Raw genomic sequence first — 23,399 nt, 5'->3', positions numbered from 1 at the left:
GGTCCCCGGCCGCACCGGCGGCACCGAGGGCACGCGCGCGCTCGACGTCGAGGTCGGCCCAGTAGCCGACGACGCGGGGGCCGGGCTCGCTCCCGGCGAGCTCCAGCAGGCCGGTGAAGTCGTCCTCCGAGGAGATGCGGGGACCGCCGCACTCGTGGACCGTGCCGATGCCCAGGGAGGCGGCACGGCGCAGCGCGGCGCGCTGCGCGTCGGCGCGCTGCGCGGGCGAGACGGCGCCGTACGCGGCCTCGCGTACGGCGTGGTGGGCGTCGCCGGTCAGCGGTTCGCCGTCGCGGAAGCCGTCCATGGCACGCACACCGGGCACGAGGTCGAGCATGGCGGTGGTGACGGCCGCGGAGTGGACGTCGATCCGGGTGAGGTAGAGGGCGCGGCCGCCGGTCAGTTCGTCGAGTTCCTCGCGCCGCGGGGGGCGGGACTCGGGCCACCGTGAGGCGTCCCAGCCGTGTCCGGTCAGGACGCGGTCGGCGGGGCGCTCCTGGGCGTGGCGGCGGATCAGGGCGGCCGCCTCGGCGAGTGTGGCGGCCGACGACAGGTCGAGGCCGGTCAGCGCGAGGCCGGTCGCGGTGGTGTGCACATGCGCGTCGGTGAACGCGGGCGTCACCAGGGCGCCTTCGAGGTCGACCACCTCGTCGACGCCGGCGGCGAAGGCGTCGGCCGCCCCTTCGGAGCCCACCCAGGCGACATGCCCCTTCTCGACGACCATCGCGGTGGCGAAGGGGTCGGCGGGGCTGTGGACTTCTCCACCGCGCAGCAGCACGGTGCGGTGTTCGCTCTTCGGGGCGGTGCTCTCGGTCATGGACCAAGCCTAGGGTCTCGTCCGGAGCGGGCCGGGCCGGCGTGTGCCGGCCCGATCCGGTCGGGACAGCCCTCAGATGCGCGGCGGGCGTGCCTCGTACGGGGTGGACAGGACGACCGTGGTGCGGGTGGAGACGCCGGAGAGCGAGCGGATCCGGGTGAGCAGGTGCTCCAGCTCGTGGGGCGTGGCCACCCGGACCTTGAGGATGTAGTTCTCGTCGCCCGCGACGCTGTGGCACGCCTCGATCTCGGGGACGCCGGCGAGGCGGTCGGCGATGTCGTCGGGAGCGCTGGGGTCGAACGGCTTCACCGAGATGAAAGCGGTCAGCGGCAGGCCCACCGCCTCGGGGTCGACGACGGCGGCGTAGCCGCGGATGACACCCCTCTGCTCCAGGCGGCGGACGCGCTGATGCACGGCCGACGTGGACAGGCCCGTGGCCTTGCCCAGGTCGGTGTAGCTCATCCGCCCGTCCTTGACGAGCAAGTCCACGATCTGTCGATCCAGCTCCTCCATGCGGATCAACCTATTGCCCCGGGACCCCCGGGGCACAGTCCGGGGCGGGCGGAGAACGCCGCCGGCCGGGGCGGCGGCCGTGGCAGCACTGCCGCGACGGCCCGCCGTGTGACGAACACCACAGGTTTGCCGCAACGGTCCGCCGTGACCTCACGGTTACCTGCCCCGCGGGAGGGGAAGTGCTTGCTGTGGTCGAGGCCACCAGCGCCTGATCGGCCCATCCGAGGGGGAGATTCTCCATGCAGAAGACCAAGCACGACGGCCGCACCGAACTGGAGCCCGTCGATTCGGACGACGAAGCCGGGTCCGACGAGTTCGACGCGTACGACACCTTCGGCATGTACCGGGTCATCTGCCCGGACTGCGCCCAGCCGATCGCCCTTCTCGCCGACGAGGAGGTGCTCCCGGAGCACGCCCGGGTCCCCACCCGGTGGAACCCGTTCGGGCTGGCCGAGTGCGCGGGCACCGGCCGCCCCTCGTCGGACGCGCGTCCGGCCGACGAGCACCTGACGCAGCAGGAGCACGACACGGTGGTGCTGCTGACGCTCCCTCAGGGGCTCGACTGGCGCACCCAGCCGTTCTCGCACGTCGGCGGTCCCGGTTCGCGGCCGATCAAGATGGCGCCGCTGAAGCAGGCCGCCTGACGCCCAGGGCCTTTCGTCCGGACCGCGGCCCGTCGAGGTCCGGACGGGACGCCCTCGCCCCATGCTCGCGGACCGCGAGGGGTCGCGGTCCGCGGTGGAGCGCGCGGAGTGCTGCCACCGGTCAGGGGCGCGTACGGAACCCCGCCGCCGGTCAGGGCCGCGCCCGGAGTGCTGCCACCGGTCAGGGGCGCGTACGGACCGGACTGGCGCTCGATTCACCCGGGCGGTGACCCGCACCCCGGCGCACGCGTTGGCCGGGCATGAGACTGGTGTACTCCTCGACGGGGCGCGGCGGTCGGCGGCTTGTCGCCCCGGCATCCGAAGAATCGGTTCCGCACCCGGCCGACCCGCCGATCTACCGTGACCTCCTGCGGCTGTGGGCGAGCCGCGGACAGACCCTGCCGGGGCGCCGCGACCCCGAGTGGAGCAGGCTCGCGGCGCCCATGGCGTGGGACGGGCGCGTCAGCGCGTCTCGGGGCCGGCGAGGTGACGCGCGATGACCATGCGCTGGATCTGGTTGGTGCCCTCGACGATCTGAAGGACCTTCGCCTCGCGCATGTAGCGCTCGACCGGGAAGTCCTGGGTGTAGCCGTAGCCGCCGAGCACCTGCACGGCGTCCGTGGTGACGCCCATGGCGGCGTCGGTGCAGAACAGCTTGGCCATCGCCGCCTGCCGGGAGAACGGCTTGCCCTCGTCGCGCAGCCGCGCGGCCGTCAGGTACAGCGAGCGGCCCGCCTCGATGCGCGTGGCCATGTCGGCGAGCATGAAGCGCAGGCCCTGGAAGTCGGCGATGGGCCGGCCGAACTGCGTGCGGTCGGTGGCGTAGGCGACGGCCTGGTCCAGCGCGGCCTGCGCGACGCCGATGGCGCACGCGGCGATCCCGAGGCGTCCCGAGTCGAGCGCGGAGAGCGCGATGGCGAAGCCCTGCCCCTCGTCCCCGATCCGGCGGGCGTCGGGGACGCGCACCCCGTCGAAGTGGAGCTGGGCGGTCGGGGACCCCTTCATGCCCATCTTCTTCTCCGGCAGGGCGGCGCTGAGCCCGGGGGCGTCGCCCGGGACCAGGAAGGCGGAGATCCCCCGCGCCCCCTCCCCGCCGGTGCGGGCGAGCACGGTGAGGAAGTCGGCCACCGGGCCGTGGGTGATCCATGCCTTGGTGCCGGTCAGGACCCAGTCGTCGCCGTCGCGCACGGCCTTGGTCCGCAGCGACGCGGCGTCCGAGCCCGAGGCGGGCTCGGAGAGGCAGTACGCGCCGAGCAGGCCGCCGCCGAGCATGGCCGGGAGGTGCTCGGCGCGCTGCTCCTTGCTGCCGTAGCCGGCGAGCGCGTGGCAGGAGAGGGAGTGGACGCTGACGCCGAGACCGACGGTGAGCCGGGCGGCCGCCAGTTCCTCGAGCACCTGGAGGTAGACCTCGTAGGGCTGGTCGCCGCCGCCGTACTCGGAGGCGTAGGGCAGGGCCAGCAGGCCCGATCCGGACAGGAGCCGGAAGACCTCGCGCGGGAAGAGACCGGCCTCCTCCTCCTCGGCCGCGCGGGGGGCGATCTCCCGCTGGACGATGTCACGGACCAGGGCGATCAGATCCCTGGCCTCATCGGTGGGCAGCTGACGGTCCACCGGTTGCGGGGCACGGTCTGGCATTGCGGCGCACTCCTCCCTTTCGGGCGCTGCGGCGGTCGCGCACGCAGGGTGTCGGGGCGCGCCGCCGGTTGTCCTGCCAGGCCGATGCTGCCCTTCCGGATCACGAAAGAGGCTGGTTGGCGGCTGTGGCGCGTCGAGTATGCCCGATCGGCGGGCTGCCGTCACCAGGTACCGGACACCTTGCCGATCATGGGGGTGCCGAGGGCGCCGGGCAGGGGCCGCGAGGGGTGCGGGCCGGGGCCCGCGGGCGTCAGAGGAGGCCGAGGCGGGTGATCAGCACGGCCAGCAGGACCACCAGGGTCCAGCCGAGGACGTGCTCCAGGACGGCGGGCCCGTCGGGACCCCCGGTGCGGGTGCGGCGTCCGGTGCGGGCGGCGGCTGCGGTTGCGGCGGTCGAAGTCATGGTGCTCTCGATCGGTCGGCGTCGTGCGGGCGTCCCCCCTGGGCCCCACCACAGTGCCAGCCCGACCGGGCCGCGGGGTAGAGACGTTCGTCACGCCCCGCGGCCCGGCCCGTGCCGTCAGTGGACGCCGACGGCCGCAAGGGCCGTGCGCTGGGCCGCCGTCGGCCGGGAGGGCCAGTACAGGTAGCAGACGCCGCCCGTGCCGGACACCACCTTGCCGCTCGCGTTGTGGCGCTTCGTGCGGAGCCAGATGGTCTCCCATTCGGCGCGGCGGTAGACGCGGCGGACGGCCTCGTTGCTCGGTGAGGCGGGGTCGTTGGCGACCACGTCCCCGTCCGGGGTGAATCCGACGACGGTCATCAGGTGCCCGGAGGTGCCGTATCCCGCGCCGGTCAGTTCCTCCTCGAGGAAGGACTGGGACGTTATGGCCGGGATGCCCGCCCGGACCAGCGTCTCCAGGTCCGTCAGCGAGGAGAGCCGGGTGACGACGGCGTTCATGTCCCGGTAGGTCGCGGCGTAGGCGGCGTTGAAGGGCCAGTTGCCGCAGCCCGCGTACTGGTAGTCGTAGGTGAAGCGGGCGGCGTGGCAGACCTGGGGGTCGGCGAATTCGGGGTTCACCCAGGCCAGGTCCGCCGCCGTGGGCCTGCGGCCCCAGTACTCGATGACCATCTGGGACGAGGTGGGGCTGCACCACGCCTCGCCGCCGTTGTCGTACTCGGGGTACTGGCCGACGTGGGTGTTCTGCGAGTAGCGCGGCACGGCGAGTTCGCGGGCCGCGCCGGGCACCGAGGCGGGCACCCCGAAGCGGTCGGGGACGTCGGACGCCATGGCGCCGACCCGCCGGACGGTGGGCGTGAGCCGCGTGCCCGGCCTGCGGTACAGGGTGACCCGGAGCCGGTACGAGGTCAGGCGCAGCCCGCTCGCCGCGTCGTCGACGGCGAACGTGTCCGTCCACACCGACGCCTTCCCGTCCCCCTGGTCGTCGACCGAGGTGCGCCGGATGTCGCCGTCGCCGGAGGCCCAGCACCCCATCACGAACCAGGGCGTGTCACCGCCGTCCGAGTAGCGGCCGCGCAGCTCGGTCCGGATCCAGGTGCCGGCCGGGGTGTCGGCGTTCCAGGAGGCGATGACCTCGGTGGCCGGCACCGTGGAGCGGTGCCACGGCGAGGTCCAGGTCGCGTACTCCCAGCTCTCCGTCCGCCCGGTGTGCGGGTCCGTGCGCTCGACGCTGCCGGCCGGCGCGTCGATGACGATGCCCGGCCGCTGCCCCGCCTCCGCCCGGACGCCCGCGGCGTCGCCGCAGCGCCAGTCGGTGTACGTGGACCAGAAGCGGTTGTCGACGGTGCGGGGCGCGGCGGTCGGGGCGGGGACCGCCCGGGCCGGGGCGGCGGCGCCGGCCGGCGCGGCGGAGCCCAGGGCTCCGGCACTCGCGGCGGCGACCGCGGCGCCGATGACGGTTCTGCGCGAAGCGGGTCTGGCCATGGGACCCCCAAGTCGGGTGCACGACAGCACGACAGTGGGGGCCACTATCCCCGCTGCGGCGGTGCTCGGCCAGCACTTCGGAGCCGCGTCGGCCGAGCAATATTGGTCTGGTCCACTGAAGGCAGCCCTTCACCGGCACCACGGATGACCTGCGGTGTTCAGGGTCCCTACGCTGGTGCCCATGAACGATCTCGGACGGCTCGCCACCGCACTGGGCACGCTCGCGCCGTCGTGCGGGCCGGTGCGGCTGATCGCGGTCGACGGTCACGCCGGCTCCGGCAAGACCACCTTCGCGGCGCGTCTGGCCGGGGCGTGCGGGGAGGGGGTGCCGGTGCTCCACCTCGACGACCTGGCGACCCACGCGGAACTGTTCGCGTGGACCGCCCGCATGCGGCGCGAGGTGATCGAGCCGCTCTCCGCGGGCCGTACGGCGCACTTTCACCCGTACGACTGGAATCTGCGGCGCTTCCTCGATCCCCGGCCGCTGCCCGCCGCGCCGCTCGTCCTCGTCGAGGGGGTGGGTGCCGGGCGGCGGGCCCTGCGGCCGCATCTGGCGGCCCTGCTGTGGATGGAGAGGGCGGCCGACGACTCCTGGGAGCGGGGCAGGGCCCGCGACGGCGCGGGTCTCGCGGGCTTCTGGGACGGATGGACGGCGGCGGAGTCACGCCATTTCTCGGCGGACCCCTCCCGGCCCTACGCCGATCTGCTGGTACGCGAGTGCCGTGAGGGGTACGAGTGGCTGCCGCCGACGCACGGGACCACCTGAGCACCCCCGGGCATCACCCAGCGTGACCGATTGATTCCGGACACATTCCGGGCCTCGAACGAGACCCCAAAGCGGCTTCAACTCCGCTTGACCAAGGGGGCTTACAGGTCTTACGTTCTCAATGTGCGGCTTTTCGAAGCCGCCGCAGACGCGAAGCCCCCGGTTGTTCCCCCGTGATCGGGGGCTTCGTTCTGCCCACTCCGCCGCCGCGCGCACGCCGCGCCGCGAGATCCTCACCCTGGGTAATCACGCCGGGCGCTCCATCGCGCCCTTAAGCGCACCTCCCTGCGCAGGTACCATGCACCCCGGTGGGCTCAATTCCCTTCCGCGGCACGCTCGTTCCGTTCGCCGCCGGGTGGGCGCTCCCCACGCGACGACACTGGTGCACGGTTTGTGGGGGGATGGTGGGGGACCCTGTGGACAGCGGCACGCACGGCGCACGGACACCTGCCGAACTCGCCTGGCTGCGAGGGGTGGACGCCTGCACGATGGGCGCCTATCCGCAGGCGGAGGAGGAGTTCCGCGGTGCGGTGAAGCTCGATCCCGGCATGGCGGACGCCTGGCTCGGACTGCACGCGCTGCGCGCCGAGACGACCACGGCGCTGCTGCACATGTACCGCCACCGCGACCGCTTCGGCGAGCAGCGCGCGCGGCACCGCCGCACCCTCAACTCCTGGTACTGGCTGGGCTGGTGGGTCCAGCCGGTGCTGGAGAGCGCCCGGGACCTGCTGCTCGCCCACGCCTCCCACTGGCTGGACGGCCGGCACGTGGCGGAGCTCGACCGGGCACTGGCGGGCCTGCCGCCCGTCGACACCGACCCGCAGGTGCGGTTCCTGCACGCCTGCCGCGCGTATCTGGTCAAGGACTGGGAACAGCTGGTGCGCCACACCGAGCCGCTGGTCGACGATCCCCTGCTGGGGGTCGAGGCCGGGCTGTTCGGCGGCATGGCCCGGGTCCGGCTGGAGATGTACGGCCAGGCGGAGCCCATGCTCGCGGCGGCCCTGATGCGCTGCCGCAGCGAGCAGCCGCAGCGCAAGGAGCTGCGCTACTGGCTGGCCCGGGCCCACGAGGGCACCGGGCGCAGCGCGGCGGCGCTCCCCCTCTACCGCGCGGTGCACCGCGTCGACCCGGCGTTCATGGACACCTCGGCACGGCTGGCCGCGATCGCGGAGTACGACGGGTACGACGGCTACGACGACCCCTCGGGGCTGGCCGCGGTGTCGCTGGCCGGGTTCGGTGCCGACCTGCGCTCCGAGTCCGAGGCCCCGGCCGTCTCCGACCGGCTCGGCGGCGAGGCCGCCGGCGACTTCGTCGACTTCGGGGAGATCGCCGACGACCTCCCGGGCCGGCAGCCCGGGACGGGGACGCCGCCCGCCGGGGACCCGTCCCGGCGCGCGACGGGCACGGCACGGCCCGTCGCTCCCCCGCCCTTCCCCTCCGGCCCCACCGATCCGGTGCTGCTGGCCCGGGCGCTGTCCGAGCTGGAGCGGATGGTCGGCCTGGAGCCGGTGAAGCGCCAGGTGAAGGCGTTGTCCGCGCAGCTGGAGATGGCCCGGCTGCGGGCCGGCCAGGGGCTTCCCGTACAGCCTCCCAAGCGCCACTTCGTCTTCTCGGGCCCCTCCGGCACCGGAAAGACGACCGTGGCGCGCATCCTCGGCCGGGTGTTCTACGCCCTCGGGCTGCTGGGCGGCGACCACCTCGTGGAGGCCCAGCGGGCGGATCTGGTGGGAGAGTTCCTCGGGCAGACGGCCGTGAAGGCCAATGAGCTGATCGACTCGGCGCTGGGCGGCGTCCTGTTCGTCGACGAGGCGTACAGCCTGTCCAACTCGGGCTACAGCAAGGGCGACGCCTACGGCGACGAGGCACTCCAGGTCCTGCTCAAGCGGGCGGAGGACAACCGCGACCATCTCGTGGTGATCCTCGCGGGCTACCCCGAGGGCATGGACCGGCTGCTCGCGGCCAACCCCGGGCTCTCGTCCCGTTTCACCACCCGGGTCGACTTCCCGTCGTACCGGCCGCTGGAGCTGACCGCGATCGGTGGCGTCCTCGCGGCCGAGAACGGCGACGTGTGGGACGAGGAGGCGCGGGACGAACTGCGCTCGATCAGCGGCCATGTCGTCGACCAGGGCTGGATCGACGAACTGGGCAACGGCCGCTTCCTTCGGACGCTGTACGAGAAGAGCTGCGCCTACCGGGATCTGCGCCTGTCCCAGTACCCGGGCACGCCGGGCCGCGAGGATCTGTCGACACTGCGGCTGCCGGACCTCATGCAGGCGTACGGCGAGGTCCTGTCGGGCCGCGGCCCGGCCGCCCGGGACCCGCTGGACCCCTGAGGTGACGGCCCGCGCCCCAGAGGTGCGTGCGGCGGGGCGCCGGGCACCCCGCCGCACGGTCAGCTCGCCAGCGCGGTGCCGCTCGGCGCCGAGCGCGGGACCCGGGTGAGGGTGACCCGGTGGGCGGGGTCGCGGACCTCCCCCACCAGCGTCTCCAGCACGTCCTCCAGCGCGACCAGCCCGAGCACCCGGCCGTCGGCGTCGGCGACCTGGGCGAGGTGGGTGGCGGCCCGCCGCATCACGGTCAGCGCCTCGCCGAGCGGCAGCTCGGCCCGCAGGGTGGCCATCGGCCGCCACACGTGCTGGGGCACGGCGCGGTCGGCGCCCCCGGTGTCCTCGGCGTCGAGCACGTCCTTGACGTGCAGGTACCCCATGAACGGCCCGGAGCCGCCGGCGCAGACGGGGAAACGGGAGTACCCGGTGCGGACGGTCAGCTCCTCCACCTGGCGCGGCGTCACCGAGGGATCCACGGTGACCAGCTCCCCCCGGGTGATCAGCACGTCGCCCACCGGTCTGCTGCCCAGTTCCAGCGCGTCCTCCAGACGTTCCTGCTCGGCGGGCTCCAGGAGTCCCGCCTGACCGGCGTCCTCCACGAGGCGCCCCAGCTGGTCGCTGGTGAACACGGCGTCGACCTCGTCCTTCGGCTCGACCCCGAAGCTCCGCAGGACCCGTTTGGCGCACGCGTCGAGGGCCGCCGTGACCGGACGGCAGAGCCGGGCGAAGCCGACGAGACCGGGGCTGAGCCACAGCGCCGTCCGCTCGGGGGCCGCCATCGCGAGGTTCTTCGGCAGCATCTCGCCGATGACCAGGTGGAGGCAGACGACGATCGCGAGCGCGATGACGTACCCGAGGGGGTGGACCAGCCCGTCGGGCAGCCGCGCCCAGTGGAAGGCGGGCTCCAGCAGCCGTGCGACGGTCGGTTCGGCGACCGCGCCCAGGGTCAGGGAGCAGACGGTGATGCCGAACTGGGCCGCCGCCATCATCTGGGGCAGGTTCTCCAGGCCGTGCAGCACCTGGCGCGCCCGCCCGGAACCGGCGGCCGCCAGCGGTTCGATCTGGCTGCGCCGCACCGACACCAGCGCGAACTCGGCCCCCACGAAGAAGCCGTTCGCCAGCACCAGCAGCACCGCGAACAGCAGCATCAGGGCGCTCATCGGACCACCGCCTCCGCCGGCGCGTCGGCCGTGCGGACCAGCCGCACCCGCTCGGCTCGATTGCGTCCGACCTGGCGCACCGACAGCCGCCAGCCGGGGAGTTCGGCCCGGTCGCCGGGGACGGGGATCCGGCCGAGGAGGTCGGCGACGAGCCCGGCGACGGTCTCGTACGGGCCGTCGGGCACGTCGAGCCCCGTCCGGCGCAGTGTGAGCACCCGGCAGCTGCCGTCGACGTCCCACGCCGGCCGGCCGGCCTCGGGCGGGGCGGGCACGAGTTCGGGGCGCTCGTCGGCGTCGCGGTCGTGCTCGTCGCGGACGTCGCCGACGAGCTCCTCGACGATGTCCTCCAGGGTGACCACACCCGCCGTGCCGCCGTACTCGTCGACGACGACGGCCATCGGCTGCTGGGTGCGCAGCTGTTCGAGCAGGCGCTGCACGGGCAGCGTGCCCGGCACCCGCAGCGGGGGCACGGCTATCCGGGCGGCGGACACCCGCTGCCGCTCCCCCGCCCGCACGGCGAGGGCGTCCTTGAGGTGCACCACACCGACGATGTCGTCGATCCCCGAGCGGTAGACCGGGAACCGGGAGAGGCCCGTCGCCCGCGTGAGGTTGAGGACGTCGGCTGCGGTGGCGTCCTCGTGCAGGGCGGCGACCTTCACCCGCGGGGTCATCACGTGCTGGGCCGTGAGGCCGCCGAGGGAGAGGCTCCGGACGAAGAGGTCGGCGGTGTCCTGCCGCAGCGCGCCGGCGCGGGCCGAGTGCCGGGCCAGCGACACCAGCTCGCCCGGGGTCCGGGCGGACGCCAGCTCGTCGGCCGGCTCGACGCCGAGGAGGCGCACGAGACGGTTGGCCGCCGCGTTGAGCAGGGTGATGACGGGACGCAGCGCGGCCGAGAACACGGTCTGCGGACCGGCCACGAACCGGGCGACCTGCAGCGGGCGCGAGACCGCCCAGTTCTTGGGGACCAGCTCGCCGATCACCATCTGGACGGCGGAGGCGAGGAGCATGCCGACGATCACGGCGACCGTCGCCACGGCGCCCTCGGGCAGCCCCGCCGCGGTGAGCGGCCCGTCGAGCAGCCGGGCGAGCGCCGGCTGCGCGAGCATGCCCACGACCAGGGAGGTGATGGTGATGCCGAGCTGGGTCCCGGACAGCTGGAAGGACAGCTCGCGCAGGGCGGCCACGACCCGGCGGGCGCGGCGGTCGCCGTCACCGGCGGCGGCCTCGGCCTCGGGGCGCTCGACGGTGACGAGACCGAACTCGGCGGCCACGAAGAAGCCGTTGGCCAGGATGAGAAGGAGTGCCGCCAGGAGCAGCAGAAGGGGGATGATCATGCCGCCGCCTCCGCGGAGGGGGCGGCGCGGGTACTACCGGACGTTCCGTCCATTGCCGGAGGGAGTCACTCCTCGGGTCGCAGGAAGAACCCCGCCGGCCCGGGGGCCGCGTGGGCGGGGCGGGGCGCACCGGGCGCCGCCGCGCACCAGAGTAGTCAAGCCCGGGCCGGACGGCTCCCGGCGTCGCGCCCGAAGGCTCCGGGCGTGGTGACGGAGGCGCGCGGGGCGGCGGACGCGGGCCGTGCGCCTCGGCGCCCCGGGGCTCCGCGTGTCGGCAGCGGGGGCCGCGCGCCTCCGGCGGGTCCTACCGCGTGTCGGCGCCCGTGCTCCGTGTGTCGACGAGGGCGCGCAGGGCGCGGGCGTGCTCGACCGCCTGCGCCCGGGCGATGCCGGGCTGGATGCCGAGCGCGGGCATGCTGGTGCCGTCGCTCAGGTCCAGGAAGACCCAGGGGTCCCCGGGACGCAGGTTGACGCGGAGGATCTCGGCCCAGGCGAGACGGCGCGTACGGGTGAGGTTGACGACCGTCACCCCCTCCTCGTCGGCGACCACCTTCGGCCGGCTGAGCAGCGCCAGCACACCGAAGAAGAGCAGGGCGACGAAGACGAAACTGAGCTGTTCCGGCGGGCTGAGCCGGTCGAGGAGCAGGGTGACGGCGATGATGACGGCGCACATCACCGACCCGACGCCGAGCAGGACGATCCTGGTACGGGTGGGACGGAAGGTCACCGGCAGCGCGGGGGCCGGCGTCGCGGGGGTGGACATGGTGTCGGTGCGTCCGTCCCTCAGAGCCGGCAGGCGTGGATGGCCGTGGTCAGGATGGCCCGCGCGCCGAGGGCGTAGAGGTCGTCCATGATCCGCTGGGCCTCCTTGGCGGCGACCATGGAGCGGACGGCCACCCATCCCTCGTGGTGCAGCGGGGAGATGGTGGGCGACTCCAGGCCCGGGGTCAGGGCGACGGCCTGCTCCAGGTTCTCGACCCGGCAGTCGTAGTCCATCATCACGTAGCTGCGGGCCACCAGGACGCCCTGGAGACGGCGCAGGAACTGCTGGACCCGGGCGTGCTCGGGGTCGGCGCCGGTGCGGCGGATGACGACCGCCTCGGAGGTCATGATCGGCTCGCCGATGACCTCCAGACCGGCGTTGCGCAGGCTGGTGCCGGTCTCGACGACGTCGGCGATCACCTGGGCGACGCCCAGTTCGATCGCCGTCTCGACGGCTCCGTCGAGGTGCACGACGGAGGCGTCGATCCCGCTGTCGGCGAGGTGCTTGGCGACGATGCCCTCGTAGGAGGTGGCGATCGTCATGCCGCCGAAGTCCTCCACGCCCTGCGCGGTGCCGGGCCTGGTGGCGTAGCGGAAGGTGGAACGGGCGAAGCCCAGCTGGAGGATCTCCTCCGCGCTGGCCCCGGAGTCGAGCAGCAGGTCGCGGCCGGTGATGCCGATGTCGAGGCGGCCGGAGCTGACGTAGATCGCGATGTCCCGCGGGCGCAGGTAGAAGAACTCGACCTCGTTCTCGGGGTCGACGAGGACGAGCTCCTTCGACTCCTTGCGCTGCTGGTAGCCGGCCTCATGGAGCATCGCCGACGCAGGTCCGGACAGTGAACCCTTGTTGGGGACGGCGATGCGCAGCATGAGACGGGCTTCCTTCGTTCGCGTGACGGTTGTTTCGCGCGGGGTGATCGCGTGACGGACGGGCGGACGGCTCAGAGATGGGCGTAGACGTCGTCGAGGGAGATCCCGCGCGCGACCATCATCACCTGGACGTGGTAGAGCAGCTGGGAGATCTCCTCGGCGGCGGCTTCCTTGCCCTCGTACTCGGCGGCCATCCAGACCTCGGCGGCTTCCTCGACGACCTTCTTGCCGATGGCATGCACACCCTTGTCCACCAGTTCGGCGGTACGGGAGGTGGCGGGGTCGCCGGTCGCGGCCTTGTGCTGGAGCTCGGCGAAGAGCTCCTCGAACGTCTTCTTGGACATGGTGCTCCCACCCTACGCGGAAGTGAGCTCCCCTCAGCGCCAGGGTTCAGATACTGAACGGAGGATGGTCGCGGTCGCCACGGCGGCCGTGACCGCTTCGTGCCCCTTGTCCTCGTTCGACCCTTCCAGGCCGGCCCGGTCGAGCGCCTGCTCCTCGGTGTCGCAGGTCAGTACGCCGAAGCCGACGGGGACACCCGTGTCGACCGACACCTGGGTCAGGCCCTGGGTGACGCCCTGGCACACGTACTCGAAGTGGGGTGTGCCGCCGCGGACGACGACGCCGAGGGCGACGATCGCGTCGTAGCCGCGGCCCGCCAGGACCTTGGCCACGACCGGCAGTTCGAAGCTGCCGGGGACGCGCAGCAGGGTGGGCTCGTCGATGCCCAGCTCGTGCAGGGCGCGCAGGGCGCCGTCGACGAGGCCGTCCATGATCTTCTCGTGCCACTGCGCCGCGATGACCGCCACCCGCAGGTCGCCGCAGTTCTTCACGCTCAGTTCGGGCGCGCCCTTGCCGCTCATGTCTCTCCTTGAACGTTGCTGATCGAGCTCAGAGGTACTGGCCTGCCGTGTGCGCAGGCCCACTGGTCACCCCGGCGCACGCCGTGCGCCGCGGGCTCACTGATTGCCGCAGGCCGACGCCCCGGGGGCTTCGAGCCACGGCAGGTCGTGCCCCATCCGGTCCCGCTTGGTGCGCAGGTAGCGGAGGTTGTGCTCGCCGGCCTGGACGGGCATCGGTTCACGCCCGAGGACGCCGATGCCGAGGCGGGTGAGCGCGGAGACCTTGTCGGGGTTGTTGGTCATCAGGCGCACGCTGCGCACCCCGAGGTCGGCGAGGATCCGCGCGCCCGCGGCGTAGTCGCGGGCGTCGGCGGGAAGGCCGAGTTCGAGGTTGGCGTCGAGGGTGTCGCGGCCGCGTTCCTGGAGTTCGTAGGCGCGCAGCTTGGACATCAGGCCGATGCCGCGGCCCTCGTGTCCGCGCAGGTAGACGACGATCCCGCGGCCGGCCTCGGTGACGCGCCGCATGGCGGCGTCGAGCTGGGGGCCGCAGTCGCAGCGCAGCGAGCGGAAGATGTCGCCGGTGAGGCACTCGGAGTGGACCCGCACCAGGAGGTCCTCGCCGGTGCCCAGTTCGCCGTGGACCAGGGCGACGTGTTCGACGCCGTCGACGGTCGAGCGGTAGCCGTACGCGGTGAAGTCGCCGTACGCGGTGGGCAGCCTCACCTCGGCCTCGCGGCGCACGGTCGGCTCGCTGGAGCGGCGGTAGGCGATCAGGTCCTCGATGGAGATGATCGTCAGGCCGTGCTTGCGGGCGAAGGGCACCAGTTCGGGCAGCCGCAGCATCACCCCGTCCTCGCCGGCGATCTCGACGATGGCCCCCGCGGGACGCAGGCCGGCGAGGCGTGCGAGGTCGACGGCGGCCTCGGTGTGGCCGGGACGGGTGAGGACACCGCCGGGCTTGGCGCGCAGCGGGAAGACATGACCGGGGCGGACGAAGTCGGCCGGCCCGGCGCGCCCGCCGGCGAGCAGCTGGAGGGTGGTGGCGCGGTCGGCGGCGGAGATGCCGGTGGTGACGCCGTAGGCGGGACCGGCGTCGACGGAGACGGTGAAGGCCGTCTGCATCGACTCGGTGTTGTCGCCGACCATCTGGGGCAGTTCGAGCCGCTCCAGTTCGTCGTTCTCCATCGGCGCGCAGATCAGGCCGCGGCACTCGCTCATCATGAAGGCGACGATCTCCGGTGTCGCCTTCTCGGCGGCGATCACGAGGTCGCCCTCGTTCTCGCGGTCCTCGTCGTCGACGACCACGACGGGGCGGCCGGCGGCGATGTCGCGGACGGCCTGTTCGACCGGGTCGAGGGAGAGGTCCTCGGCACCGTCGGACGCGTACCAGCTGGGCAGTGCGCTCATGCTGCGACTCCTTCCAGGGCGGGCCGCGGCTCACGGGAGCGCTGCCACCAGTCGTAGGCACCCCAGACGACGAGGGCGAAGTAGATCACGTAGACCAGACCGGAGAAGGCGAGGCCGCTGCTGAAGGCGAGCGGTACGCCGACCAGGTCGACGAGGAGCCAGGCGAACCAGAACTCCACGAGGCCGCGGGCCTGGGCGACCATCGCGACGAGGGTGCCGACGAAGATGTACGCGTCGGCCCAGGGGCTCCAGGAGAGCGAGGGGAAGGCGGTGAAGAGCCCGCCGACGGCGAGCGTGCCGAGCACGGCGCCGCCCAGCAGCCATCCGCGTTCCTTCCAGGTGGCGAAGCGGACCGCGATGGAGCCGTCCTGCGCCTGCCGGCGGCCGCGGGTCCACTGGCGCCAGCCCCAGACGGCCACGCCGATGACGAGCAGCTGCTTGCCGACGCCGCCGCTGAGGTGGGCGGAGGCGTAGGCGCCCACCAGGATCACCCCGGAGAGCAGCTGCACCGGCCAGGTGAGCACCGAGCGCCGCCAGCCGAGGGCGAGGGCGATCAGGCCGATGGTGTTGCCGAGCATGTCGGACCAGAGGATGTGCTGCCCGAAGGCCGTGAACGCCTCGGCGTTCAGCCAGCTCAGTGCGCTCACTTCGCACGCTCCCCGTGGTCCGCGCCGAGCAGCCGCTCGACGTACTTGGCGATGACGTCGACCTCGAGGTTGACCGGGTCGCCGGGCTGCTTGATGCCGAGCGTGGTCAGCGCCAGCGTGGTGGGGATGAGGCTGATGGTGAAGTGGTCGGCCGCCGCGTCCACGACGGTCAGGCTGACGCCGTCGACGGTGATGGAGCCCTTCTCCACGACGTACCGGGCGAGCTGCGCGGGCAGCGAGACCTTGACGATCTCCCAGTGCTCGGAGGGGATGCGCTCCAGGACCGTTCCCGTGCCGTCGACATGGCCCTGGACGATGTGGCCGCCGAGGCGGGCGCCGACGGCCGTGGGCCGCTCCAGGTTGACGCGGGAGCCGGCGGCGAGCGCGCCGAGGCTGGAGCGCTTCAGGGTCTCGGCCATCACGTCGGCGGTGAACTCCCCGTCCCCGGTCTCGACGACGGTCAGGCAGACGCCGTTGACGGCGATGGAGTCGCCGTGCTTGGCGTCGGCGGTGACGACGGGGCCGCGCAGACGGAAACGTGAGGCGTCGCCGAGGTTCTCGACGGCGGTGACCTCACCCAGTTCTTCGACGATTCCGGTGAACACTCAGGCTCCCTTGGGGACGGTCGCGGTGACGCGCAGGTCGGGTCCGATGCGGTCGGTGGCGGTGACGTCGAGCCGCAACGCTTCGGTGATGGTGGTGATTCCGGCGTCGGCGAGGGCCGCGGGGCCGGCGCCGAGGAGTACGGGTGCGAGATAGCCGACGACCCGGTCGACGGCCCCGGCGGCGACGAAGGAGCCGGCGAGGGCCGGGCCGCCTTCGAGGAGCACCGAGCGGACGCCGCGTCCGTGGAGTTCGGCGAGGAGGCCGTGGACGCCGATGCCGTGCGCGCCTGCGGGGAGCCGGGCGATGTCGACGCCGGGCAGGTGCCGGGTGTCGGCGTCCTCGGCGACGGCGACGAGCGTGGGCGCGGCGTCGTCGAGGACGCGGGCGGTCGGCAGGATCGACGCCCGGCTGTCGAGGACCACGCGCAGCGGCTGGGTGGCCCCCTCGACGCCGCGGACGGCCAGGTGGGGGTCGTCGGCGCGCAGGGTGCCCGCGCCGACGACGACGGCGTCGGACTCGGCGCGCAGCCGGTGGACGTCGGCGCGGGCGGCGGCGGAGGTGATCCAGCGGCTGGTGCCGTCCTCGGCGGCGACGCGGCCGTCGAGGGTCGCGGCGTACTTCCAGGTGACGTGGGGGCGGCCGAGCCGTACGGCGGTGAGCCAGGCCGTGTTGCCGGCCGCCGCCTCGTCCTCCAGCAGCCCCTGCTCGACCCGCACACCGGCGGCGCGCAGGGTGTCGGCACCGCCGCGGGCCTGCGGGTTCGGGTCGGCGACCGCGTACACCACGCGGGCCACACCCGCCTCGATCAGGGCCTGGGCACAGGGGCCGGTGCGGCCCGTGTGGTTGCAGGGTTCGAGGGTGACGTAGGCGGTGCCCCCGCGGGCGCGGTCGCCGGCGGCGCGCAGGGCGCCGACCTCGGCGTGCGGGCCGCCCGCGCGCTCGTGGAAGCCCTCGCCCACGAGGTGTCCCGAGGCGTCGGTGACGACGCACCCGACCACGGGGTTGGGGCTGGTGGAGCCGAGTCCGCGGGCGGCGAGCGCGACGGCTCGGCGCATGGCGGTGGTGTCGGCTGCGGTGGCCACCGGGTCCTCCTGCCTCTTCGGGCACGGACTCCGGGGCCTGTCGATGACGACAGAGAGCGGGGTAACACCTCGAACGCGCGGTCGCCGGGCCGCACGCAGGGCCGTCGAGGACGACGACCCGCGCAGACGGCCGGCGCACCCCGTGAGGGTCGCCCGCCGCGCACTGCCTCCCATCCGGACTTTAACCGTCGGTCCAGGAATTTCACCTGGTCAACCGGCCGCTGGCTGCGGACGGGTCGCGGACTGTAACCGCCGGTTCGGAATTGCACCGACCCCGGAGTGCGCTGCTGCTGATACAGGGCCAGTGTGCCACGTCCCGGGCTGGGCCATGCGGGTGATGGCTATGTCCTGGCTCACATCTTGCCCTCCGGACGCTTTCGTCCCACTGGGCGGACACCGTCGCGCGCACCGCCCCCGCCCCGGCCTCCTCTATTGGTCCAGACCTATTGACGGGGTGGTCTAGTCCTCTTAGGGTCCGTCTCACCTCCGCGGATCGGGCCCGTCGGTGCGCGCACGCCGCCGGGCCAACCCCTGCAGTCAGCAAGCCCGTTGTGCAAGGCCGAAGACCCCTCGGCGACCCGCCGTCCCCGGCGGGGCCGCCGGGGATCCCCATCAGGAGGAACTGACCGTGCAGTCCCCCACCCCTCTGAGAGCCTCGCTGCTCGCGGCCGGCGCCGCCGTCGCCGCGCTGCTCGCGGGATCGCTCTCGGCAGGCGTCTCCCACGCCGCCGACAACAGCTCCTGTCGCCCCGACGGCCTGTACGCCACCCCCGGCGTCGACGTCCCCTACTGCTCCGTCTACGACGAGAACGGCCGCGAGAAGATGGGCGCCGACCACCAGCGCCGCATCATCGGCTACTTCACGAGCTGGCGGACCGGGAAGAACGGGCAGCCCGCGTATCTCGCGTCCGACATCCCGTGGGACAAGATCACCCACATCAACTACGCCTTCGGCCACATCGACGCGGCCAACAAGCTCTCGGTAGGCGCCGACGGCCCGGACAACGCCGCCACGGGCATGACCTGGCCGGGCGTCGCGGGCGCCGAGATGGACCCGTCGCTCCCCTACAAGGGGCATTTCAACCTGCTCAACAAGTTCAAGAAGCAGCACCCGGACGTGAAGACGCTGATCTCGGTCGGCGGCTGGGCGGAGACCGGCGGCTACTTCGACGAGAACGGCAGCCGGGTCGCCTCCGGCGGCTTCTACACGATGGCCACCAACGCCGACGGATCGGTGAACCAGGCCGGCATCGACACCTTCGCCGACTCGGCGGTGGCGTTCGTCAAGAAGTACGGCTTCAACGGCGTCGACATCGACTACGAGTACCCGACGTCGATGAGGGACGCCGGCCACCCGTCCGACTTCCCCGTCTCCAACGCCCGCCGCGCCGGGCTCAACAAGGGCTACGCGGCCCTGATGAAGACCCTGCGGGAGAAGCTCGACCGCGCGGGCGCCGCGGACGGCAGGCACTACATGCTCACCGTCGCCGCCCCCTCCTCCGGCTACCTGCTGCGCGGCATGGAGACGTTCCAGGTCCAGAAGTACCTGGACTACGTCAACATCATGTCCTACGACCTGCACGGCGCCTGGAACGAGTACGCCGGCCCGAACGCCAGCCTCTTCGACGACGGCAGGGACGCCGAGCTGGCGGCGGCCAACGTCTACGGCAGCGCGCAGTACGGGGGCATCGGCTACCTCAACACCGACTGGGCGTACCACTACTTCCGGGGCTCCATGCCGGCCGGCCGCATCAACATCGGCCTGCCGTACTACACCCGCGGTCACAAGAACGTCCAGGGCGGCACCGACGGCCTGTGGGGCAAGGCGGCCGCCACCTCCTGCCCGGCCGGGTCCGGCCTGACCAAGTGCGGTGACGGCGCGGTCGGCATCGACAACCTCTGGCACGACAAGGACGACAACGGCGTCGAGTCCCCCGCGGGCTCGAACCCGATGTGGCACGCCAAGAACCTGGAGAAGGGGATCGTCGGCGACTACGTCACGCAGTACGGGTTCCCGGCCGGCACCCGTCTGACGGGCACCTACGCCCGCAAGTACGACTCCACTCTGGTGGCGCCGTGGCTGTGGAACGCCGAGAAGAAGGTCTTCCTCTCCACCGAGGACGAGCAGTCCGTGGGCACCAAGGCGGACTACGTGGTGGACCGCGGCATCGGCGGCACCATGATCTGGGAACTCGCCGGCGACTACGCGTGGAACGCGGCCAAGGGCCAGTACGAGACCGGTGACACGCTCACCTCGCTGATGTACGACCGGTTCCGCTCCGCCGCCCCCTACGGCGCCAAGAAGTCGAACACGGCCCTGCCGACCGAAGCGGTCGACGTGGACGTGGAGTTCACCGACTTCAAGCTCGGCGACTCCAACTACCCGATCACGCCCAAGCTGCGGATCACCAACAACACCCGGACGGCGCTGCCGGGCGGCACCGAGTTCCGGTTCGACTACGCCACGGCCGCGCCGGCCAACGCCTCGGACCAGTCCGGCTTCGGCACCAAGGTCATCAGCAGCGACCACACCGGCGGCAACGTGGGCGGCCTCAAGGGCGACTTCCACCGGGTCTCCCTGAAACTGCCGGCGTGGCAGTCCCTGGCGCCCGGCGCGAGTGTCGACCTGTCGTTCAACTACTACCTGCCGGTGTCGACCCCCTCCAACTGGACGGTGGCAATCGGCGGGAAGACGTACGCGATCGAGGGCGACCTGGCGCGCGGCACGACCCTCGTCGAGCCGGGCACGGGCGGCGGCACGCCGTCGCCGTCACCCTCGCCGGGCGAGACCGGGGGCACCGGCGGCGGGGGCACCTGCACCGCTCCGGCCTGGTCGGCGTCGAGCCAGTACGGCGGCGGCACGACCGTCTCCCACGCCGGGCACAGCTGGAAGTCCAAGTGGTGGACGACGGGCGAGGAGCCCGGGAAGACCGGTGAGTGGGGGGTGTGGCAGGACCTGGGAGCCTGCTGACCCACCCGCGGGCGGCGCCGTCGGCGCCGCCCGCCACAGCCCGGGCCCGGTGGGTGACGCACCTGCGTCACCCACCGGGCCCGGGCTGTGCCGTGTCCGCGAAGAGGTCGTCCTGGGCCGCCTCCTGCGCCACCAGCAGGGCACCCCTCAGCACGGCGTCGCCGCCGAGGCCGCCCGGCCGGACCTCGGTGCGCAGCGGGGACATCGCGGCGAGGCTCGTCTCCACCCGCGCCGCGAGCTCCGGCCCGCCCGCGTGCCCCACCTCGCCGCCCAGGACCACACAGCCGGGGTCCAGCACCGCGACGACCGCCGCGGCACCGAGGGCCAGGCGGCCGGCGAGTTCGTCGACGAAGGCGGTGTGGCCGCCGGCGACGGCGGCCGCGACCGCCCCGGCCGCGGCCGAGGCCGCGGCCGGGCCGTCCTGCCCGCCGGGCCGCAGGCCGTGCCGCTCGGCGAGCGCGCAGACCGCGGCCGACCCCGCCAGGGAGTGGAAGCCGCCGTCGCAGTCGACGGCGGACGGCGTGCCGCCGGTCCCCGGCACCGGGAGGAAGCCGATCTCGCCGGCTCCCCCTGACGACCCGCGGCGCAGCCGGCCGTCGAGGACGAGACCGGCGCCGACGCCGTGCCCGAGCCACAGGAAGGCGAACGACTCGCGGTCGCTGGCCGCGCCGACGCGCTGCTCGGCGAGGGCCGCCAGATTGGTCTCGTTCTCGACGAGGACCCGGGCCGGCAGCCGGTCCTGGAGGGCGGTCACCAGCCTGCGGTGCCAGGCGGGCAGTCCGGTGGTCTCCCGGAGCTCGCCGCTGGCGGGGTCGATCAGCCCGGGGGCGCCGATGCCGACGCTGTGCAGCCGTGCGGCGCCGGCCCGGGCGACGGTGCGCTCCAGCAGCGCGGCGGCCTGTTCGACGGCGGGCTCGGTGCCGGTGTCGCCGCCGATGGGCAGGGAGGCCCGGGCGAGCGTGGTGCCGAGCAGGTCCGCGACGACGACGGTGACGCTGCGGGTGCGCACGTCGAGCGCGGCGAGATGCGCCCGGTCGGCGACGAGCCCGTAGAGCCGGGCGTTGGGTCCGCGCCGTTCGGCGCCCGCCTCGCCGACGACCCGCACCAGCCCGGACCCCTGGAGGCGCTCCACGAGATCGGCGACCGTGGGCCGCGAGAGTCCGGTCATGGACTTCAGCTGTCCGGCCGTCAACGGGCCCTCCCGCTGGAGCAGCTCCAGGGCGAGGCGGTCGTTGATGGCCCGGGCGGTGCTCGGGGATGCGGGCATGCGGGAATCCTTCCAGACGTCCCGGCGTGCGCCGTGTGCGGTCGGCTCTTCCCGGACTCTATTTATCAGGCAGGCTTCCTGATAGTTTACGTCCCACATTCTCGGGGAGGGGTACATCCATATGCTGAGCGAACCGGCAGCCACGCCGAAGCTCACCGAGCTCAAGCGGGCCCGCATCGCCGTCGCCGTCGTCTTCTGCGTCCACGGCGCGGTCACCGGCAGCTTCGCCACCCGGATCCCCTGGATCCAGGACCACGCCGGGGTCGGCGCAGGCCAGTTGGGGCTGGCACTCGCGTTCCCGGCGCTCGGCGCCTCCGTGGCGATGCCGCTGGCCGCCGCGGTCAGTCACCGCCTCGGCGCCCGCAACGCGCTGCGCGGCCTGCTGGCCCTGTGGACGCTGAGCCTGATGCTGCCGTCGCTCGCGCCGAACCTGCCGGGCCTGTGCCTGGGGCTCTTCGTCTTCGGCGCGACGGCCGGCATGTCCGACGTGGCGATGAACGCGCTGGGCGTCGAGATCGAGAACCGTCTCGACCGGTCGATCATGTCCTCGCTGCACGGAATGTGGAGCGCCGGCGCCCTGATCGGTTCGGCCGTGGGCACGCTCGCCGCCCACCTCGGCACCGACGCGCGCCTGCACCACGCGCTCGCCGCGGCCGCCCTGACGGCGCTCGGGCTGATCGCCTGCCAGGGCGTCCTGGACCTGCGCAGCGCGCCGGACGAGGAGGCGCCGCCGCGCTTCGCGCTGCCGCCGCGCTCGGCCGTGGTCATCGGCGCGGTCGGCTTCTGCGCGGTCTTCGCGGAGGGCGCCAGTCTCGACTGGTCGGCCGTCTACCTGCGGGACGTGATGGACACGTCGGCCGGCCTGGCGGCCGCGTCGACCACCGCGTTCGCCCTGATGATGGCGATCGCCCGGCTGGCGGGCGACCGGATCGTCGACCGGTTCGGACCGGTGCGCACGGTCCGCACGGGCGGGGTGCTGGCGACGGCCGGCGGCCTGCTGGTGGTCGCCGCGCCCCACCCGGCGCTCGCCATGGGCGGTTTCGGGCTGATCGGGCTCGGCGTGGCCGTGGTGGTGCCGCTCGCGTTCGCCGCCGCCGGGCGCAGCGGCCCGAATCCCAGTCAGGCCATCGCCGGTGTCGCCACCATCACCTACACCTCCGGACTGATCGCCCCGTCGGCGATCGGCGCCGTGGCCGACGTGACGAGCCTGGTGGTGTCGTTCGGCCTGGTCACGGTCCTGGCGCTCGGGCTGGTCGTCGGCGCGGGGGTGCTGCGTTCGGCGGGCCGGGAGAGCATGCGGGTCAGCCCTGCGGACGCAGCAGTTCCCGACCGGCGTCCCTGAAGCGCGCACTCCACGGCGCGGGCCGCAGGGTGGCCGCGTCCAGACGCACGAGGACGCGGCTGCCGCGGGCGTACGTCGTGGCGCCGTCGGCGGAGCAGAAGCGGAAGCCGTAGGTGAGACCGGTCGTGCCCAGGCGGTCGAGCCACAGGTGCACGCCGTACCCGCCGGCCCGGGTGACCGGCTGCTCGTAGCCGATGCGCAGTTCCCGCACGGCGTTGCAGGCGTCCTCGGCCGCCGCCCAGTCGCCCTCGTAGCCGAAGCCGCGGTCCGCCCAGTACGCCGCCCAGGCGCGCTCGACGAGCAGCGGGTAGCGGGCGTTGTGCAGCAGGCCCAGGGCGTCGAGGTCGTCGAAGTGGACCTCGACGGGGACCAGGACGCCGGGGGCGGTGGCGGCGGACGGGGACGGGGCGTGGGTGGTCACGGGTGGTACTCCAGAGGCGGTGCCGAGCGGTGGTGCCGGCCGGTGTCGGCCGAAATCGATTCATCCTAAGCAGTCGCTCAGAAGTCCCGGACGCAGGTCCT

22 protein-coding genes and 1 riboswitch are annotated in these 23,399 nt (G+C 73.3%); of the genes, 5 read left to right on the top strand and 17 right to left on the bottom strand.

What is annotated here, in order from left to right:
- Both EAO77_RS26785 and EAO77_RS26780 read right to left on the bottom strand, forming a co-directional pair.
- The coding region (locus EAO77_RS26785) for an amidohydrolase family protein (RefSeq protein WP_147991046.1) at positions 1 to 817 on the bottom strand (817 nt) is incomplete at its 3' end.
- A 72-nt stretch (positions 818 to 889) separates the two neighbouring features.
- On the bottom strand, positions 890 to 1,330 hold the full coding sequence (locus EAO77_RS26780; RefSeq protein WP_147990823.1) for an Lrp/AsnC family transcriptional regulator: 441 nt from the start codon (positions 1,328 to 1,330) through the stop codon (positions 890 to 892).
- Between the two features lie 239 nt (positions 1,331 to 1,569).
- On the opposite strand from EAO77_RS26780, the gene EAO77_RS26775 reads away from it, so the two are divergent.
- Positions 1,570 to 1,974, top strand: a complete 405-nt coding sequence (locus tag EAO77_RS26775; protein ID WP_147990822.1) for a hypothetical protein — start codon at positions 1,570 to 1,572, stop codon at positions 1,972 to 1,974.
- Positions 1,975 to 2,436: 462 nt separating this feature from the next.
- Here the strand turns inward: EAO77_RS26775 and EAO77_RS26765 are convergent, their stop codons facing one another.
- The 3 genes from EAO77_RS26765 to EAO77_RS26755 form a co-directional block, all read right to left on the bottom strand.
- On the bottom strand, positions 2,437 to 3,609 hold the full coding sequence (locus tag EAO77_RS26765; RefSeq protein WP_147990820.1) for an acyl-CoA dehydrogenase family protein: 1,173 nt from the start codon (positions 3,607 to 3,609) through the stop codon (positions 2,437 to 2,439).
- Between the two features lie 250 nt (positions 3,610 to 3,859).
- Positions 3,860 to 4,012 (bottom strand): SCO1431 family membrane protein, encoded by a 153-nt coding sequence (locus tag EAO77_RS26760; RefSeq protein WP_147990819.1) that lies wholly within the window; start codon positions 4,010 to 4,012, stop codon positions 3,860 to 3,862.
- A gap of 117 nt (positions 4,013 to 4,129) precedes the next feature.
- Positions 4,130 to 5,494: a peptidase C39 family protein gene (locus EAO77_RS26755; RefSeq protein WP_147990818.1), complete on the bottom strand. Its 1,365-nt coding sequence runs from the start codon at positions 5,492 to 5,494 to the stop codon at positions 4,130 to 4,132.
- 181 nt (positions 5,495 to 5,675) lie between these two features.
- Between EAO77_RS26755 and EAO77_RS26750 the strand changes: the two genes are divergently transcribed.
- Together EAO77_RS26750 and EAO77_RS26745 are read left to right on the top strand one after the other, a co-directional pair.
- Positions 5,676 to 6,260, top strand: coding sequence for a uridine kinase (locus tag EAO77_RS26750; RefSeq protein ID WP_147990817.1), 585 nt, complete (start codon positions 5,676 to 5,678; stop codon positions 6,258 to 6,260).
- 401 nt (positions 6,261 to 6,661) lie between these two features.
- Positions 6,662 to 8,593: an AAA family ATPase gene (locus tag EAO77_RS26745; RefSeq protein WP_187283411.1), complete on the top strand. Its 1,932-nt coding sequence runs from the start codon at positions 6,662 to 6,664 to the stop codon at positions 8,591 to 8,593.
- Positions 8,594 to 8,652: 59 nt separating this feature from the next.
- Here EAO77_RS26745 and EAO77_RS26740 read toward each other — a convergent pair whose 3' ends face one another.
- From EAO77_RS26740 to ribD, 10 genes are all read right to left on the bottom strand, one after another.
- On the bottom strand, positions 8,653 to 9,747 hold the full coding sequence (locus tag EAO77_RS26740; protein WP_147990815.1) for a hemolysin family protein: 1,095 nt from the start codon (positions 9,745 to 9,747) through the stop codon (positions 8,653 to 8,655).
- Positions 9,744 to 11,081: a hemolysin family protein gene (locus EAO77_RS26735; RefSeq protein WP_147990814.1), complete on the bottom strand. Its 1,338-nt coding sequence runs from the start codon at positions 11,079 to 11,081 to the stop codon at positions 9,744 to 9,746. The genes EAO77_RS26740 and EAO77_RS26735 overlap by 4 nt, the downstream gene beginning before the upstream one ends.
- Positions 11,082 to 11,385: 304 nt before the next feature.
- Positions 11,386 to 11,844, bottom strand: coding sequence for a PH domain-containing protein (locus EAO77_RS26730; protein ID WP_147990813.1), 459 nt, complete (start codon positions 11,842 to 11,844; stop codon positions 11,386 to 11,388).
- Positions 11,845 to 11,864: 20 nt separating this feature from the next.
- Positions 11,865 to 12,713, bottom strand: coding sequence for an ATP phosphoribosyltransferase (hisG, locus tag EAO77_RS26725; RefSeq protein WP_147990812.1), 849 nt, complete (start codon positions 12,711 to 12,713; stop codon positions 11,865 to 11,867).
- Positions 12,714 to 12,784: 71 nt separating this feature from the next.
- Positions 12,785 to 13,057, bottom strand: coding sequence for a phosphoribosyl-ATP diphosphatase (locus tag EAO77_RS26720; RefSeq protein WP_147990811.1), 273 nt, complete (start codon positions 13,055 to 13,057; stop codon positions 12,785 to 12,787).
- A 33-nt stretch (positions 13,058 to 13,090) separates the two neighbouring features.
- Positions 13,091 to 13,576 carry a 6,7-dimethyl-8-ribityllumazine synthase gene (gene ribH / locus EAO77_RS26715; RefSeq protein WP_147990810.1) on the bottom strand — a complete coding sequence of 162 codons (486 nt, stop codon included), beginning with the start codon at positions 13,574 to 13,576 and terminating at the stop codon, positions 13,091 to 13,093.
- Between the two features lie 96 nt (positions 13,577 to 13,672).
- Positions 13,673 to 14,962, bottom strand: a complete 1,290-nt coding sequence (locus EAO77_RS26710; RefSeq protein ID WP_147990809.1) for a bifunctional 3,4-dihydroxy-2-butanone-4-phosphate synthase/GTP cyclohydrolase II — start codon at positions 14,960 to 14,962, stop codon at positions 13,673 to 13,675.
- On the bottom strand, positions 14,959 to 15,609 hold the full coding sequence (locus EAO77_RS26705; RefSeq protein WP_147990808.1) for a nicotinamide riboside transporter PnuC: 651 nt from the start codon (positions 15,607 to 15,609) through the stop codon (positions 14,959 to 14,961). The genes EAO77_RS26710 and EAO77_RS26705 overlap by 4 nt, the downstream gene beginning before the upstream one ends.
- The gene (locus EAO77_RS26700; RefSeq protein ID WP_147990807.1) at positions 15,606 to 16,214 is read right to left on the bottom strand and encodes a riboflavin synthase; all 609 of its coding nucleotides are present in this window, start codon (positions 16,212 to 16,214) and stop codon (positions 15,606 to 15,608) included. Before EAO77_RS26700 ends, EAO77_RS26705 begins: the two co-directional genes overlap by 4 nt.
- On the bottom strand, positions 16,215 to 17,297 hold the full coding sequence (gene ribD, locus EAO77_RS26695; protein WP_147990806.1) for a bifunctional diaminohydroxyphosphoribosylaminopyrimidine deaminase/5-amino-6-(5-phosphoribosylamino)uracil reductase RibD: 1,083 nt from the start codon (positions 17,295 to 17,297) through the stop codon (positions 16,215 to 16,217).
- Between the two features lie 156 nt (positions 17,298 to 17,453).
- Positions 17,454 to 17,584: riboswitch (FMN riboswitch) on the bottom strand.
- Positions 17,585 to 17,925: 341 nt separating this feature from the next.
- Here ribD and EAO77_RS26690 point away from each other — a divergent pair.
- A complete protein-coding gene (locus EAO77_RS26690; RefSeq protein WP_147990805.1) occupies positions 17,926 to 20,268 on the top strand; it encodes a chitinase C-terminal domain-containing protein in 2,343 nt (780 codons plus the stop codon).
- 67 nt (positions 20,269 to 20,335) lie between these two features.
- On the opposite strand, the gene EAO77_RS26685 is transcribed toward EAO77_RS26690, so the two are convergent.
- The gene (locus tag EAO77_RS26685; protein WP_147990804.1) at positions 20,336 to 21,535 is read right to left on the bottom strand and encodes an ROK family transcriptional regulator; all 1,200 of its coding nucleotides are present in this window, start codon (positions 21,533 to 21,535) and stop codon (positions 20,336 to 20,338) included.
- A gap of 121 nt (positions 21,536 to 21,656) precedes the next feature.
- Between EAO77_RS26685 and EAO77_RS26680 the strand changes: the two genes are divergently transcribed.
- Positions 21,657 to 22,877 (top strand): MFS transporter, encoded by a 1,221-nt coding sequence (locus tag EAO77_RS26680; protein ID WP_147990803.1) that lies wholly within the window; start codon positions 21,657 to 21,659, stop codon positions 22,875 to 22,877.
- Here EAO77_RS26680 and EAO77_RS26675 read toward each other — a convergent pair.
- The gene (locus tag EAO77_RS26675) at positions 22,837 to 23,298 is read right to left on the bottom strand and encodes an acyl-CoA thioesterase (protein WP_147990802.1); all 462 of its coding nucleotides are present in this window, start codon (positions 23,296 to 23,298) and stop codon (positions 22,837 to 22,839) included. The two genes, EAO77_RS26680 and EAO77_RS26675, sit on opposite strands and share 41 nt — an antisense overlap.
- Positions 23,299 to 23,399 lie beyond the last annotated feature (101 nt).

The sequence above is a fragment of the Streptomyces sp. T39 genome (assembly GCF_008042045.1).
Classification (GTDB): Bacteria; Actinomycetota; Actinomycetes; order Streptomycetales; family Streptomycetaceae; genus Streptomyces.
Note: the sequence above shows the minus strand (reverse complement) of the source record. Positions and strands in the feature narration are given on the sequence as shown.